Annotated in this window: 16 protein-coding genes and 1 pseudogene; 11 read left to right on the top strand and 6 right to left on the bottom strand. The window is 65.1% G+C overall.

Annotated features, from left to right (window positions below; genetic code table 11):
- Nucleotides 1-178 precede the first annotated feature (178 nt).
- The 3 genes from CH256_RS23395 to CH256_RS23385 all read left to right on the top strand — a co-directional run bounded on the left by CH256_RS23395 (nucleotide 179) and on the right by CH256_RS23385 (nucleotide 2831).
- Nucleotides 179-1555 (top strand): NAD-dependent succinate-semialdehyde dehydrogenase, encoded by a 1377-nt coding sequence (locus tag CH256_RS23395; protein WP_094639886.1) that lies wholly within the window; start codon nucleotides 179-181, stop codon nucleotides 1553-1555.
- Nucleotides 1556-1623: 68 nt separating this feature from the next.
- On the top strand, nucleotides 1624-1920 hold the full coding sequence (locus CH256_RS23390) for an antibiotic biosynthesis monooxygenase family protein (protein ID WP_094670759.1): 297 nt from the start codon (nucleotides 1624-1626) through the stop codon (nucleotides 1918-1920).
- A gap of 47 nt (nucleotides 1921-1967) precedes the next feature.
- Nucleotides 1968-2831, top strand: coding sequence for an alpha/beta fold hydrolase (locus CH256_RS23385; protein WP_094670757.1), 864 nt, complete (start codon nucleotides 1968-1970; stop codon nucleotides 2829-2831).
- 2 nt (nucleotides 2832-2833) lie between these two features.
- Here the strand turns inward: CH256_RS23385 and CH256_RS23380 are convergent, their stop codons facing one another.
- Complete coding sequence (locus CH256_RS23380) at nucleotides 2834-4186, bottom strand: cytochrome P450 (RefSeq protein WP_094670755.1); 1353 nt, start codon at nucleotides 4184-4186, stop codon at nucleotides 2834-2836.
- A gap of 85 nt (nucleotides 4187-4271) precedes the next feature.
- Here CH256_RS23380 and CH256_RS23375 point away from each other — a divergent pair, with 85 nt between their 5' ends.
- Complete coding sequence (locus CH256_RS23375) at nucleotides 4272-4886, top strand: TetR/AcrR family transcriptional regulator (RefSeq protein ID WP_179272200.1); 615 nt, start codon at nucleotides 4272-4274, stop codon at nucleotides 4884-4886.
- Between the two features lie 73 nt (nucleotides 4887-4959).
- Here CH256_RS23375 and CH256_RS23370 read toward each other — a convergent pair whose 3' ends face one another.
- Entirely contained in the window at nucleotides 4960-6321 is a 1362-nt protein-coding gene (locus CH256_RS23370) for an acetamidase/formamidase family protein (protein WP_094639882.1), read from the bottom strand.
- 269 nt (nucleotides 6322-6590) lie between these two features.
- On the opposite strand from CH256_RS23370, the gene CH256_RS28770 reads away from it, so the two are divergent.
- Complete coding sequence (locus tag CH256_RS28770; RefSeq protein ID WP_255183381.1) at nucleotides 6591-7547, top strand: hypothetical protein; 957 nt, start codon at nucleotides 6591-6593, stop codon at nucleotides 7545-7547.
- Nucleotides 7544-8206: a hypothetical protein gene (locus CH256_RS23360; protein WP_094670753.1), complete on the top strand. Its 663-nt coding sequence runs from the start codon at nucleotides 7544-7546 to the stop codon at nucleotides 8204-8206. Before CH256_RS28770 ends, CH256_RS23360 begins: the two co-directional genes overlap by 4 nt.
- On the opposite strand, the gene CH256_RS23355 is transcribed toward CH256_RS23360, so the two are convergent.
- The gene (locus tag CH256_RS23355; RefSeq protein WP_094670751.1) at nucleotides 8139-9407 is read right to left on the bottom strand and encodes a DUF4185 domain-containing protein; all 1269 of its coding nucleotides are present in this window, start codon (nucleotides 9405-9407) and stop codon (nucleotides 8139-8141) included. The two genes, CH256_RS23360 and CH256_RS23355, sit on opposite strands and share 68 nt — an antisense overlap.
- A 142-nt stretch (nucleotides 9408-9549) precedes the next feature.
- Nucleotides 9550-9963 (bottom strand): DUF6992 family protein, encoded by a 414-nt coding sequence (locus CH256_RS23350; RefSeq protein ID WP_094670749.1) that lies wholly within the window; start codon nucleotides 9961-9963, stop codon nucleotides 9550-9552.
- 107 nt (nucleotides 9964-10070) lie between these two features.
- On the opposite strand from CH256_RS23350, the gene CH256_RS23345 reads away from it, so the two are divergent.
- Together CH256_RS23345 and CH256_RS23340 are read left to right on the top strand one after the other, a co-directional pair.
- Nucleotides 10071-10403 (top strand): hypothetical protein, encoded by a 333-nt coding sequence (locus CH256_RS23345; RefSeq protein WP_094670747.1) that lies wholly within the window; start codon nucleotides 10071-10073, stop codon nucleotides 10401-10403.
- Entirely contained in the window at nucleotides 10364-10843 is a 480-nt protein-coding gene (locus CH256_RS23340; RefSeq protein WP_179272199.1) for a hypothetical protein, read from the top strand. Before CH256_RS23345 ends, CH256_RS23340 begins: the two co-directional genes overlap by 40 nt.
- Here CH256_RS23340 and CH256_RS23335 read toward each other — a convergent pair whose 3' ends face one another.
- A complete protein-coding gene (locus CH256_RS23335) occupies nucleotides 10844-11410 on the bottom strand; it encodes a peptide deformylase (protein ID WP_094670743.1) in 567 nt (188 codons plus the stop codon). It lies immediately after the preceding gene.
- Here CH256_RS23335 and CH256_RS28765 point away from each other — a divergent pair.
- From CH256_RS28765 to CH256_RS28755, 3 genes and pseudogenes are all read left to right on the top strand, one after another.
- Nucleotides 11394-11561, top strand: a pseudogene (locus tag CH256_RS28765) (DUF2256 domain-containing protein); the annotation flags it as partial. The gene CH256_RS23335 and the pseudogene CH256_RS28765 overlap by 17 nt on opposite strands.
- A gap of 15 nt (nucleotides 11562-11576) precedes the next feature.
- Complete coding sequence (locus CH256_RS28760) at nucleotides 11577-11828, top strand: DUF3253 domain-containing protein (RefSeq protein ID WP_255183390.1); 252 nt, start codon at nucleotides 11577-11579, stop codon at nucleotides 11826-11828.
- Nucleotides 11829-11873: 45 nt separating this feature from the next.
- Nucleotides 11874-13640 (top strand): DUF222 domain-containing protein, encoded by a 1767-nt coding sequence (locus tag CH256_RS28755; RefSeq protein WP_256989525.1) that lies wholly within the window; start codon nucleotides 11874-11876, stop codon nucleotides 13638-13640.
- A 7-nt stretch (nucleotides 13641-13647) separates the two neighbouring features.
- Here CH256_RS28755 and CH256_RS23315 read toward each other — a convergent pair whose 3' ends face one another.
- On the bottom strand, nucleotides 13648-15144 hold the full coding sequence (locus CH256_RS23315) for an acyl-CoA synthetase (protein WP_094670741.1): 1497 nt from the start codon (nucleotides 15142-15144) through the stop codon (nucleotides 13648-13650).
- Between the last annotated feature and the right edge of the window lie 68 nt (nucleotides 15145-15212).

The raw sequence follows: 15212 nt of genomic DNA, 5'->3' as shown, positions 1-15212 counted from the left end.
TTGAACCCGCCGCTGTGCGTGCCAGTGGGGTATCACTCCATCGGCGGTTCCAAGTTACCGACCGGTAGGGCGCTCAAAGGTTTTCGCCGCCTACCCCTACCCCGCCTCTGACCACCGTCGGAGCATCCGATTTGCCCGGATCGGAACAACGGACCCCTCCCCGACCGTTGAACCGAATATGACGACCTACAAAACTGTCAATCCTGCCGACGGCACAACTGTCAAGGAATTCGAAACTCTCGATGCGGCCGGCGTCGAGCGCGCATTGGCCGACGCACACGCCGGCTTCCAGACGTGGCGCAAGACCTCACCGAAGCACCGCGCCGAAATTCTGCACAAGGTCGCCGATCTCTACACCGAACGTTCGGACGAACTGGCGCGGGCCATCTCGCTCGAAATGGGTAAGCCGCTCACCGAATCCCAGGGTGAGGTGGAGCTGTCGTCGAACATCTACCACTACTACGCCGACAACGGTCCCGCGCTGCTCGAGGACGAGAAGCTCGACGTCCCCGGCGCGGAAGACACTGTGCTGCAGCGCAAGCCGGTGGGCGCGCTCGTCGGCGTCATGCCGTGGAACTTCCCGTACTACCAGGTGGCCCGGTTCGCCGGCCCGAACCTGATGGTGGGCAACACGATTCTGCTCAAGCACGCACCGAACTGCCCACAGTCGGCCCTGCTGATGGAGGAGATCTTCCAACAGGCCGGACTCCCCCAGGACGCGTACATCAACATCTTCGCGACCAACGATCAGATCGCCGAGATGATCGCCGACCCACGCGTGCAGGGTGTCTCGCTCACCGGTAGCGAGCGGGCCGGAACCTCGGTCGCCGAAACCGCCGGACGCAACCTCAAGAAGGTCGTTCTCGAACTCGGGGGCTCGGACGTGTTCATCATGCTCGACTCCGACGACATGGACGCCACCGTCGAATCCGCAACCCGGGCGCGGCTGTCCAACGCAGGCCAGGCCTGCAACGCCGCCAAGCGCATCCTCGTCGCCGAGGAGTTCTACGACGACTTCGTCACCAAGCTCACCGCATCGTTCGAGGCAGTGCAGACGGGCAATCCGTTGGACGCGAACACCACCCTCGGCCCGCTGTCGTCGCAGACCGCAGCCGACACGTTGATCGAGCAGATCGACGACGCCGTCGCCAAGGGCGCAACGCTGCTGACCGGCGGCAAGAAGATCGACGGACCGGGTGCATTCGTGCAGCCGACGTTGCTGACCGACGTCACCCCGGACATGCGTGCGTACAGCGAGGAGCTGTTCGGACCGGCAGCGGTGATCTACAAGGTCGAAAGCCCGCAGCAGGCAATCGAATTGGCGAACTCCTCGGCTTACGGCCTGAGCGGCTCGGTGTGGAGCGCCGACCTGGACAAGGCCCGTGACGTGGCCGAGCAGCTCGAAGTGGGCATGGCCTTCGTCAACGAGCACGGCACCACGCTGCCCGGCCTGCCGTTCGGCGGCGTCAAGCGCTCCGGCGTCGGCCGTGAGCTGGGACCGTGGGGCATGGACGAGTTCGTGAACAAGAAGCTCGTGCGCGTCTCCGCGAAGTAGTTCCTGTCGGCATGGCTCCCCGGGCAGTTGCCCGGGGAGCTTTGTCGTGCCGCGGCCATACTGTCTCGATGATCGTCGAACATGCTCTGTTGCACATCGTCCCCGATCGAACCGACGAATTCGAGGCCGCGTTCGCCGACGCGAAGTCGATCATCTCCGCGATGCCGGGATTCGTGAATCTGACATTGTCGCGGGGCATCGAGCAGCCGAATACGTATCTACTGCTGGTCGAATGGGAACGCCTCGAAGACCACACCGAGGGCTTCAGGCAGTCCGACGAGTACCAGAAGTGGAAGACGCTGCTGCATCATCTCTACGAACCCTTCCCCGTCGTCGAGCATTTCGCTCCGAGGCTCAGGGCGTAGGAGATAAGTTCGATTCTCGTCCCCATCGCCGTTTCTAGGAGTCACCCGTGGCCAATGCTTCGTCGTTCGTATCCAAGCAGGACGACACCGAGATCAGTACCTACATCTGGGCGACGTCCGCCGACCCGGCTCGCGGCGTCGTACAGATCGCACACGGACTCGCCGAGCACGGCAGCCGCTACGCCCGATTCGCCGCCGCCCTGAACGAGGCCGGATTCCACGTCGTCGCGTCCGATCATCGTGGTCACGGCCAGTCCATCGTCGACACCCCTGGCGATTTCGGTGCCGCCGCGTTCGCCGGGTTGTGGGCCGACATCGAGCAGTTGGGCGAGTCGTTGCTGAACGAGTACCCGGACCTGCCACTGTTCCTGTTTGCGCATTCGATGGGATCGTTTGCCGCGCAGCATGTTCTGATCGAACGATCCGACCTGTACGAGGGTGTGGTCCTCTCGGGAACGACCACGCTCGACATCCTCGCAGCCGGCATGGCCGACGCGCCAGCAGGCGACCTGAGCGTGTTCAACGCCGCCTTCGAGCATCGCACCGGATACGAGTGGCTCACCCGTGACGAAGCAGAAGTGGACGCCTACGTCGCCGACCCGCTGTGCGGCTTCGACCTCCCGGAGTCGACGGTCCCCGCGTTGTTCGGTGAGGCCGACAAGCTCGCCGACCCGCACAACCTCGAGCAGATCCGCTCCGATCTCCCGCTGCTCATCACCTCGGGAACCGACGACCCGCTCGCCGGGGGCGGACAGTTGATCGAGACCCTCGCTGCCCGATACCGCGAGGCCGGAATGAGCGACGTCACCGTCACCCTCTACCCCGGTGCTCGCCACGAGATCCTCAACGAGACCAACCGCGACGAGGTCACCGCGAACATCATCGGCTGGCTCACCGACCGCGCCGGATAGACCTACCGCTTTCGCAGCTGCACGGGCTGCCCGTCCTCCGGGAAGGGCAGCGACGTGAAGTTCAGCGGCGCAACGTAATCGGGGTCGACCGACCAGTCGAACCGCAGCAGCAGGTGATGCATGATCGTCTTGATCTCCGCTCCGGCGAAGAACATGCCGATGCACTTGTGCACGCCTCCGCCGAACGGCTCCCACGCGTAGCGGTGCACCTTGTCCTCCCGGCGGTCGTCGGCGAACCGGCCGGGATCGAATTTCTCCGGGTTCGGCCAGTACTCGGCCATGTGGTGGGTGAAGTGTGGGGCGACCGACGCATACGTCCCCGCGGGGACGAACTTGCCCTGCACCTCGGTGTCCTTGACCGCACGGCGGGCAACCACCGGCGTGGGCGAGACCAACCGCAAGCATTCCTTCATCACCAGATCGACGCTGTGCAGTTCGTCGAGTTGCGCGAGCGTCGGCGCTTCGGTACCGAGCGCCTCGGACTCGGCACGACACTTGTCCTGCCACTGCGGATGCTGACCGAGGTACTGCATCATCGTCGACAGAGTGATAGTCGACGTGTCGTGCGCGGCCATCAGCAGGAAGATCATGTGGTCGATCACTTCGTCGTCGGAGAAGCGCTCGCCGTCGTTCCCCTCGATGTGACACAGAACCGAGAACAGGTCGTCGGTCTCGGTGGCACGCCGGGACGGAAGGTACCGCCGGAAGAACTCCTCGAGCATGGCGCGGCCGTCGAGACCGCGCTTCCACCGAGTTCCGGGAACCCGAAAGCGCACAATGGATGTCGCCGCCTGAACGCACGCCACGAAACTGGAGTTGAGCTCGGCAATCTCGGCATCGGTGCTGCCCTCTGCGCCGCCCATGAAGATGCTCGTTGCCACCTCCAGGGTCAACGCCTTGAGCGCCGGGTAGACCTGGACGTCGCGCCCGCCTTGCCACGCGTCCAAACCGGTTGCTGTGACAGGATTCAACGCCTCGACGGATTTGGTGAGCCGGTCCCTGGTGAAGGCCTGCTGCATGATCCGTCGGTGCTTCAGATGCTCCTCGGAGTCGAGCAACATCAATCCGCCGTGAAAGAACGGGCCGATCAGCAGGGACCAGCCGTCACCGTTCGCGAACGCCTTGTCGGCGTTCTGCAACACCTCTTGGCATGCGTCCGGACCCAGAACGGTGATCCACTTCTGACCGGCCATCGTCAGCCACGACACCTCGCCGTACTTCTCCCACCGACTCCCGAGCAGCTTCAGGGGATCTCGGATGTACTCGAGCGTGTGCCCGACGACGGGCATACCGCCGTCGCCGTATACCGGTTCTAGCGTTGAATCAGCAGGTGGAGCAGCCAGAGCACGTGCCATTGTCGACCTCCGTCAATCTGACAGAGCGTCCCGTCAGATGGGATGTAGTCTGCGTCACACCTGCTCCCTCTGTCAAGATCTACGCATGGCTTCCACGCGCCGCTACAACGGCATGAGCGCAGACGATCGCACCGCCGACCGTCGCGCACGGTTGCTCGAAGCCGGACTCGAAGTGTTCTCGACGGCCGGTGCCCAGAACACGACCATGACCGCGATCTGCGCGGAGGCGAAGCTGACCGAGCGCTACTTCTACCAGAACTTCTCCAGCAAAGAGGATGTGCTCGAGAAAGTGGTGGAGTCGGTATCCGACGAGATCCGGGCCGCTGCCCTGGACGCTCTGCACTCCCCCGCCCCCACCGTCGAGGACCAGGTACACAACGCCATCGCCGCGTTCGTCGGCGTTCTCACCGACGACCGACGCAAGGGCCGCGTCGCGATGATCGAGTCGCTGGCCGTCGACTCACTGCGCGACTATCGACGACAGTCCATGCGCGCGTTCGCCCATCTGGTCGCCGAGCAGTCACGCGAGCTGTTCGGCGAACAGGCCTGGCCGCAGCCACAATCGGAAATCAACGGCCTGCTGTTCATCGGCGGACTCGCGGAACTGGTCATCGCGTGGTTGAACGACGAGATAGCCGTCACCCCAGCAGATATCGTCGACGCCGCCACCCGCCACTTCGTCGCGACGGCACACCGCTGAGGTGCCTCCGGCAGTGGCGCGGTTATGTGCCCGCTGAGGCACTTACCCGCACCACTGCGCCGGAGGCGCACTCCTACCGGTCGAAGTGCGCCTTGGAGATCTGACCGTGCACGCCGACCGTCTTGTCGACCACCTGCGAGACGGTGAAGTTCGCGGCCGCGGAGAGGTACGCGTAGGCCGTCGCCCGGTCCATGCCGAGGTCGGTCTCGAGGAAGTCGAGCGCGTTGACCACGGCGCGACGCATGGCGGCGTTCAGGTCCGAACTCTGGCCGCCGACGGCACCGTCCGGATCGGACAGGCCGATCGGAATCCACGAGTCCTCGTTCTCGGCAAAGGGATACGAGTACGCGACGGACGGGGCATCACCGCTGCCCGCCTTGCACACAGTGAGCCGGAAGGTGCCGCGCAGAGAACCTTCCATCGCGGTGAGCGCCACCTCCCCGTCGCCCATCGCCATGTGCGGATCGCCGACGTAGAACAACGCACCCTCGGCGAACACCGGGAGGTAGAACGTCGATCCGACACCGAGCAAACCGACATCGATGTTGCCGCCGCCGAGCGTCGGCGGAATCGAGTTCGCGTTGGGTGACGTCAGACCCGGGTCGCTGGCGAACGCCACGCCCATCATGCCCATGAACGGGCGCAGCGGAAAGCGCACGGCGGCATCGCCGTAACGCATCACACCTTGCCCGTCCTCGACGGCGGTGAACGTGGAGACGTTGCCGTACTGCGTCGGATCACCCGACGGCCTGCCATCGCTGCCGATCGGCGGCATCACCTCGTCCAGGCTGATACCTGCGGGTGCCTCACCGGACGCGGTCACCGCCAGGGAACCCTTGCCGTGCCGACTCGACACCACGCCGTACGGCACGCGGGGAATCGCCTCGAGCGTCTCGATCTTGAGCACGTCGCCGCGCTGCGCCCCTTCGACGAACACCGGGCCCGTCACCACGTGCGGTCCGTCGACGTCGAAGTTGCGGACCGTCCGGTCGTACCCGCCGGCGATGTCGATGGCGTCCTGCAGCACATCGGATTCGGATACACCCTTGCCGCCGAAGAACTCGACGGGATCGCGGCCCTGGTCTTCGAGAATTCCCTCGTGGCTGAGCGCATCGATGGTCACCGTCTCACCGGACTTCATCTGCAGCACCGATTCGGACTCGACCGTCGGGACGTATCCCCAGAGAACCTTGTCGACTTCGGAACTCAGGTAGTGATCGCCGGAGATGTCGCCTGCGCCGGGCTGAAGAATCCCGACCGGTGCCGGGGCCGACGAACTCGCGGCGGCGGTGCTCGTCGACGACGACGTCGAACAGGCTGCCGTTCCGGCGATTCCGACGCCCGCGCCCAGCGCGGCCACCGCCTGAATGAATCCGCGACGTCCGATCCCCTTGGTGATCGTCTCCGCTGCCTGCTCCGCCATCGACCGCGCCATGATGCCTCCTGAATTGTCCGAAACCCGAACGTAGACCGGAGGTGTTTCTCGGCAGTTACGATCACGCGTCGCCCCAATTGCTCAGCTGGGGTCGCTGCCGCCGATTGCTGACCACCACACAGCGGTGACGGCGGCGAGGTCGTCGAGCAAGATTCGACGCACCACTACGGAAGGGTTCACCTGATACGTCTGCGCGAGGAACGGATAGTCGATAAAGCGACGTAGCTGGAAAATAGGTGCTCTCCACTCGCATCGGTAGATTCACGTTCATGACCGCAGCTGCCACCCCCGACGGATTCGCCTTCGAACGATTCGACGTCACCGACGCCGGATCCATCGCCACGGTCTTCGCGGCCAAGGAACACCGAGCCGGGCTCTACGTTCTGCACTTCACCGACGGCTCGGCCTACTCGGGCTACGCAGATTCGGTCGCCGCGCGGTTCGCCGCGGACCTCGACGTGTGGACCGACATCGAGGCACTCGATTTCGCGGCCGGAACTGCAGATCAGCTGGAGCACCTGCAGGAGCTCGTGTCGCGCCTGACCCGCCTCCGCGAACGCCCTTCCGATCCTGGCGCGATCGGCGAAGCACCGAGCGCGAAATCCGCACTGCCGAAAGAAAGAGCCAAGCGGGCGACGTTGCTCGACACGGCAGTCGGCAAGGCACGCAAGCAGTTCTGGGAACTGTCCGACCACATCGCGTACCCCGCCATCCGCAGCATCGTGGCCGACTACATCAATTCCTCGATCCCCGACCCGGCGAACACCGAGAAGTATCTGTGGCAGATCGCTGCCCTGTCCGACGATATCGCCGAGACCGGTCCGCGACGCTTGGTGACGCTGACGTGCGGCGGCTTCGAGACGCTCCGCGTCGACGAGATCGTGCACGACGACGACACCATAGAACTCGACCTGCGCATCAACACCAACGTTCCGCGCGACCGCACCGACGAGCAGCTCGAGGTCTCCAACGAGACGGTCAGCGCAGGACGCGGTCCGCACCGGGACGAACGCGTGTGGTCGTGGTCGATCGACCTCGGCGCACTGCTGGAAGAAGACGTGGACGTCGACCTCGGCATCGACGACGACACGTTCGACGACCTCGCTTACGGTCTCAACGCCCGTTTGATGCGATCCGGAAACTCAACGGGCGCAGCATCACACAACCACGACCTCGCGTCCGACCTGCTCGCCGAGGCATACCGGCAGCTGTTCGAGACCGAGTGACCGACCGGCTGTGGTACGTCTCGTACGGGTCCAACCTGCTGCGCGAGAGGTTCCATACCTACCTGACCGGGTCCGACGAGCGCTCCGAATTCGGTGCGCACCCACCGGCACCCACTGCGTCACCACCCGCCGAAGAACGATGGCTGTGTATCGATCATGCGCTGTATTTCGCGGGAGTCTCCCGGCGCTGGACCGGAGCATCCGCATTCGTCTCCACGACGGTCGATCCGGCGAATCGCTCTGTAGGGCGCGGATATCTGATCGAGCGAGCCCAGTTCGCTCATCTGGCCGCGGTCGAGAACGTCGTCGCAGCCGTCGATATCGGGGCGACGGAGACGCTCGCCATCGGACAGTGGTCGCAGCTGACAGTGGATCGCGAGGGCGAGAGCTTCCGCGGGAAATACGATGCACTGCTACGACTTCCGGATATCGACGGAAGGTCCGCCTTCACGCTGACCAGTTCGACCGTGCGCGAGCCCGGCGAACCGTCGAGCAGGTATCTTTCGACGATTCGCCGCGGACTGCTGGGCGCAGACCTCGATCTGGACGTCGACGCCTACCTCGACGCGGCGATCGAACGATCGATGCAGATCACTTCAGCGCATCGAGGTTCGTCTTCAACAGCAGCACGTTGTAGTCCGACCACCGAGAAGCAGTGAAGTACAGGTCTTTTCCGCTCGACATCGGGTGAATGAACGGTGCGTAGATTCCCCCGGCCGTCTGATTGGCGTCGAGGATGGTCCTCGGCGCACTCCACGGCCCCTCGGGATTGTCTGCTGTGCGCGCGACCAAGGTACGAGAATTCTCGTCCCCGTACATCATCACGTAGCGGCCGAGGTAGTCGTTCCACGCAACCGACATCTCACTGACCGGGCCCTTGACGATGGCGACCGTATCGCCGATGTTCTTCGACCACTGCTTCGTCGGGTCCGGATCCTGCGTCGAGTACTCGTACGCGTCGAGATTCTCGATGTCCCCAGGAGCGACCCGCGAGACGAAGGCGTCGCCGAATCGTCCGTTCGGAGTACCGAACTGGTACAGGTACTCGCCGTCGCGGCCCAGGACGTACGCACTCTGCTGGAACTTGCCCTGGCTTTCGTGGACGTTGGTGAAGCCGGGGATGGTGACACCCTTGTTGACGCGGATGGTCCTGGGATCCGTCGACCAATTCTGGCCGTTGTCAGTGGATTTCGCAGTCGCAGAGTAGTTCGTGATCCAGCGTCCGGGTGTGCCCCAGCTCTGCACCGACATGTAGTTGATGTACTGGGTGTTGCCGATCGCGATGGCCGCCGTGGGAATGGTCGTGTCCTCGACGCTGGGTAGCTTTGCGCTCGAGATGATCTCGGCCGCGTAGCGTGGGTTGTCCGCACGCACGACGGCACCGGAGGTGTTGTCCGCAGGATCGGCCGGACCGATCTCGATACCCTGCGCCAAGTTCGTCGACGCCTTGTCCGAACGGAAGAGTGCGTTGCTGCGCCACTGCGCGTTGCCGGAGGAGCAGTCGCCGAACGTGTCACCGAACGCCATCAGGATCTGGCCGGCACCGTTGTCCCAGCTGATGCCGAGGTCGGTGCCGGACATCGCGAGGTCGTTGTAGGTGTTGTTCGCACTCTGCGGACCGGTGACCCAAGCGATGCTCTGCGTGTTGCCGGTGATCCGAGGAAGCGGCCCCTGCGGACCCTGCGGGTTCTTACCCGACATGCCCGCGCTGCCCGACGACCCGAACAGCGGAGACGAGCCCGGCCCGCCGAGCCCACCGCACGGTTCGGCCGACACGGTGGGCGCAGTCAAAGCGCTGAGTCCGCTCACTGCCAGCGCCAGGACAGCCCCGACAGCGATCTGCCGACTACGTACACGCATAGACGAAACCACCGTTCCCCGTGTGACCCACGATACTGATGTGACTGATGGGACGAGTGTTACGCAAATCTACTGATCGCGCAACAAATCGGGCATGTCGGTACTTGACAAAACACCTACGGAGAGAATGACACTCATGTGATTAGCCGGCAATCATGCGGGCGTGAGCCGTGTCCAGCGCGAGCAGCGCAGCGCCCTGCACGACGACGGCAGTGCCGTGACCCACGGCCTGGTCAGCGGTGATCCGGCCGCCGAACCGAGGCTTCCTGACGGCGATGTGCGCACCGGTCGCGATGTAGAGAACGTCGAGACCGGCATTGATCCACAGCAGCCGGCTCAAACTCGCGGCCGTCGGGGGCTTCGAGCTCAGCGCGCCTGCACCCGCGATCGCCAGATCGATCGCGCCCCACCCCGCCGTCTGCAACCCGAACGCCCGTCGGGCAGGCGACGACCCGCGCAACGCCAACATCGTTCCGGCGAGCACACTCCCACCGCCCCACACCGCGAGGCGACGGCCGAGCTGCTGGGCAACGATGGGCGCTTCGAGTGCTGTCATGCACTCCAGTGTGCCGCCTCTGGGGAGATGCCGGTTCGTAACGCGCGGTCGGTTGCAGCCGATTCCATGACCACTGAGCGTTCGCGCTCGAAACGAACGGAGCCACCATGCTGAAGAAGGTCCTCGCCGGGGTCGCGCTGGCCATCGGCGGAGCGGCGCTTCTGGCGCCCACAGCCTCCGCCGCACCCGAGGACAACCCGTTCGGGCCCACGGATTCCACCGCGAACTTCGTGAGCGCCTTCGACCCTGCGGCATACGGTGCAGCGAGCGCCACATCGTTGATCGCCAGCCCGTTCGGCACGAGCCGGCAGATCGATTGCTGGTCGTTTCACGCCCGCGGTTCGTGCTCCCAGAACGGCCGGGTCCTGACGGAGATCCGAATCCCGGCCGGATCGTCGGAATGGGACTACCGGACGCTCTACGTCTACAACCCGTTCTGATGATCGCCGGCCGCGTCCAGTGCGGACTGGCTCTCATCTCCCTCACCGGTTGCGCTGCAACGCAACCCGAGCCGACCATCGAGGCGGCGGTGAACGTTGCGCCGTCGTCGTTCCCGGCACCTCCTCCCTCCGTCGCACCCTCCGCCATCCCGACCCCGGACGAGGCGACGGCCATCTTCCGCACCGTCTTCGACTGGACCGCCGAGCGGTCCGACCGCGCCGACGCGCTCGGGGGATCTGCCGAGGAAAACGCCGCGGTCTTCGACAGCGGTGGGATCATGTCCGAGGCGTCGTTCGACCGCATCGACGTCGTCGCACCCGGCCGGGTCGAGGCGAGCGGAACGTCCGTCGGGCAAGTGTCCTCGATCGGCTTCGTTGTCTCCGAGGGCCGTTGGAAGCTGGAACGCTCGACAGCGTGCGCTGTCACCGGGGTCTGTTAGTCACCGCCCGAACGGATCAGAGTCGGATCCGGGCAGCCAACTGGTGCCGGGTCCGACCCACCCCCGGACCTTGATCATCTTCTTCGCTGCGCGCTGATTGCGGCCGATCAGACGGTCGAGGTACAGGTGACCGGCCAGATGGTCGGACTCGTGCTGCAGACACCGCGCCAGGTAGCCGTGGCCCTCGACCGTCACGGGACTGCCCTCCACATCGACACCGGTCACGCGGGCCCAGTCCGCACGGCCGGTCGGGTACCGCTCCCCCGGGACCGACAGACACCCCTCACCGTCCTCGGGGTCCGGCATCGTCTCCGGGATCGCCGATGTCTCGAGCACTGGATTGACCACGTGCCCGCGATGCCGGACTCCGCCGCCCTGCAGGTCGTAGACGAACACCGCGCGCGGATCACCGACCTGGTTGGCGGCAAGACCGGCACCGTGCGCCGCTGTGTTGGTCTCGAACAGGTCCTCCACGAACGCGGCCAACTCCGCGTCGAACTCGGTGACGGGAGCGGCACAGGTCGTCAAACGAGGGTCGCCGGCAACGAGGATGGGTCGAATAGCCATGCGAGAAGGTTACTGTCGAAGCATGGCTCATTCCCGTCGCTCCCCCACGGCTCACCCCGCGGACAAGGTCTGCGCGTCGTGCGGACGGCGAATCGAATGGCGCAAGAAGTGGGAGAAGAACTGGGATGACATCAAGTACTGCAGCGACGCATGCCGGCGGCACAAGGTGAGCACCACCGACAAGGAACTCGAAGACAAAATCCGTTCCCTGCTCGACGCCCGGTCCCGCGACTCCACCATCTGCCCTTCCGACGTCGCACGAGCCTTGTCCGACGACAATTGGCGGGAGTTGATGGAACCGGTTCGCCGCGCCGCCCGCCGGATGGTCGACGCGGGAGAAGTCGAGATCACCCAGAAAGGATCCGTCGTCGATCCGTCGACCGCGAAGGGGCCCATCCGCATCCGATGGACGCGCTGACCTGCGACACAGAAGTTGTCGGTGGGTGGGTATAGCTTTTGTGGTGTGAAGGCATGGGGGGATGTGTTCGGGCTCGGCGACCAGGAATTGGTCTCCGAGCTCGCCGGCGTGTCCTCCCTCGAAAACGAGCTCGCTGCAACGCGATTGACGCTGCTGGCGGAGATGGACCGCCGCGGTCTTGCCATGAAACTCGGCTACTCGTCGGTGACCCGGTGGTACGCGCGATCGGTGCGCATCACCGACGGGTCCGCGGCCCGTCAGATGGAGCTGGGGCAGTGGCTCACCGACCGGCCCAGCGTGTTGAACGCCCTCGCAGGTGGTGACGTCCACGCCGCGCACGCCTCGGCGATCGCCGACGGCTACGCCACCGTGGTGGTCGCCGACCCCACCCTCGACGAACAACGCCGCGACGCTGTCGTCGCCGAACTGCTCGAAACCGCCATGCGCAGCACCGCCGGGCAGGTCGCCTCCCGCGCGCAGGCACTGGCGCATTCCGCGGCCGAGGACGCCAGAGCCCGCCACGAGCAGGCAGAGAAGCAACGACAAGAACAGGAGCGGGAGCAAGAGCGGGACCGTGCGAGCCGAGCTGACGCGGGTGACGCAGCCGGCTCGGGTGAGCCCGAACCTGCTCGGCCCGAACCTGTTCCAGCTGGACCGCCGCCGATACCGGTGTCGGAGAACCCGGAGTTGAACCGTTTCGATGTTCACCCGCTTGCCAGTGGCCGCTTCCAGATGGGTGGCAACGTCGACCGACTCCTCGCCGAGAAGCTGCTCACCGCACTGTCGGCGTTGACCGCGCCGCAGCCCGGCCCCGGTGGTGAACGCGATCTACGCGGTCCGTCGAAGCGGCGGGCCGATGCACTCGATCGGATCCTCGACCGGCACCTGAGCGGTGGTGTCCGCGGATCGGCCGGCGGGTCGCGGGCATCGGTGCACCTGATCGTCCCGCTGCGGGACCTGCTCGCCGACCGCGGACACACGCAATCGAACAGGCCAACAACGGGTTCGAAGGCATCCGGTACCGGCGGCCACTCACAAACAAGCGATACCGAGGGCGGTCCCGATCGTGGCAACGGTCGTCGCGTCAGCGGGAGCGGCGCGGGTGCCGGCGACAGTTCACGAACGAGCGATACCGACACGGGTCCCGATCGTGGTGCCGGTCGTCGCGTCAGCGGGAACCGTACTGGTGCCGGCGACGACTCAAGGGCCGGCAATACCGACGCGGGTCCCGATCGTGGAACCGGTCGTCGCGTCAGCGGGAACCTTGCTGGCATCGGTGACAGTTCACGGACCGGTGATCCCCGCGGCGATCGTGTCGGTCCCAGCACTGGTGCCGGTGACCATTCCGGGCAGAAGTCTGCACCCGAGCCCGGTGATGCCGACTGGCCGTTCCACTTCGACTGGACCGGGCCGATGAGCCGCGCTTTCGCCGAACTTCTCACCTGCGACGCCGACCTCACCCCCGTCATCGTCGACCACCACGGCGTCCCGCTCGCCCTCGGCCGCACCACCAGACTCGCCAGCGACGACCAACGCATCGCCCTGACCATCCGCGACCGATGCTGCGTGATGTGCGGCCGCCCCGCACAGTGGTGCCAAGCCCACCACGTGACATTCTGGGAACACGGCGGCCGCACCGACCTGAACAACCTCGCCCTGGTCTGCGGAGAATGCCACCGCCTCGTCCACCACGGCGACTGGCAACTGCTCATGGGCGACGACGGACACCCCTACGCCATCCCACCCGAATCCACCGACCCCACACGACAACCCATCCCCAGCTACCACCGCCGAAAACGTCGCGCAGCGTGACAACTAGTCAGCTGCGCAGCTCACGCTTGAGCAATTTTCCGCTCTGATTGCGCGGCAATTCGTCGACGAAGGTGACGGTCTTGGGCACCTTGAACGGCGCTATCCGACCCTTCACGTGGTCGATCAACACCTGCGACGACAGCTCACTTCCGTCCTCGAGCACGACGACGGCCGTCACCGCCTCGATCCACTTGTCGTCGGGCATCCCGATCACCGCGACCTCGGCGACCGCCGGATGGGTGTAGATCGCATCCTCCACCTCGCGGGACGCGACGAGGATGCCGCCGGTGTTGATGACATCCTTGATCCGGTCGACCACAGTGATGAACCCCTCGGCGTCGCGTGTCACCAAGTCACCGGAATGAAACCACCCATCCGAGAACGCATCTGCCGTCGCCTCCGGCTTGTCCCAGTAGCCGTCGCACAGCTGAGGAGAACGATAGAGAATCTCACCGGCTTCGCCGTCCGGCACATCGTTGCCGTCGGCATCGACGACGCGGGTCTCGACGAAGAACACCGCACGTCCACACGACGCCGGCCGCGCCTCGTGCTCCTCGGGCTGCAATACCGTTGCCAATGGCCCGATCTCGGACTGCCCGAAGCAGTTGTAGAACTCGATGTCCGGGTACCGCTCACGCAGCCGAGTGAGAACTGTGACGGGCATGATCGAAGACCCGTACTGCGCCTTCTTCAACGACGAGAGATCGCGCGTCGCCAGATCGGGGTGATTGGCGAGCGGAACCCACACCGTCGGCGCCAGGAACAGAGACTTGATCTTCTCCGCTTCGACGCGGCGCAGGATCTCCGGGACGTCGGGCCTGCGCATCAAGCGGACCGTGGCACTCACCGACAGGTACGGCAGCATGAACACGTGCATCCCCGCCGAGTGGTACATCGGCATCACAAGCAGCGGATCGTCGTCCTGGGTGAATCCGAGCGCGATGACGCACGAGACGTATTCCGCGACCAATGCACCGTGAGACATCATCGCGCCCTTGGGTTTCGACGTCGTCCCGGAGGTGTAGAGCAACTGAGCGAGGTCGGTCGCATCGGCGACGGGTTCGAGTTCGGAGCCGTCGCCATCCGTGCCCAGCACGTCGGGAAGGGAGACCACGTGCTCGATACTGAGCTTGCCGCGAACCGAATCGAGCGTGCCCGCCAACTCCGGGTCGACCAATACTGCCCGAGAACCCGATTGCTGCAACAGGTACTGCAATTCGTCGCCCACGAGCGCGTAGTTGATCGGGACGTGCACCAATCCAGCTCGCGCACAGGCGAGGAACGCGACCACGTACGCGTCGGAGTTGACGCCGTACGCCGCCACGCGGTCGCCCTTGTTCAATCCCAACGCGATCAGCCGTCGAGCGGCGCGGGTGACCGCGGTATCGAGTTCTGCGTAGGTGTGACTGCGTCCCTCGAATGTAACGGCGAGGCGGTCGGGGAATTTCGCGGCCGACCGTCGCAGGACGCCGTCGACGGTGTTCACTCGTGTTCCGCTGCTCATCACCCGACGTTATAGGACGTCCAAGCATCTCGTGCCGTGTTTGGCTGCCCTTACGGTTCGCGCGGCGT

The sequence above is a fragment of the Rhodococcus sp. 05-2254-6 genome (genome assembly GCF_002258565.1).
GTDB lineage: Bacteria > Actinomycetota > Actinomycetes > Mycobacteriales > Mycobacteriaceae > Rhodococcoides.
Note: the sequence above shows the minus strand (reverse complement) of the source record. Positions and strands in the feature narration are given on the sequence as shown.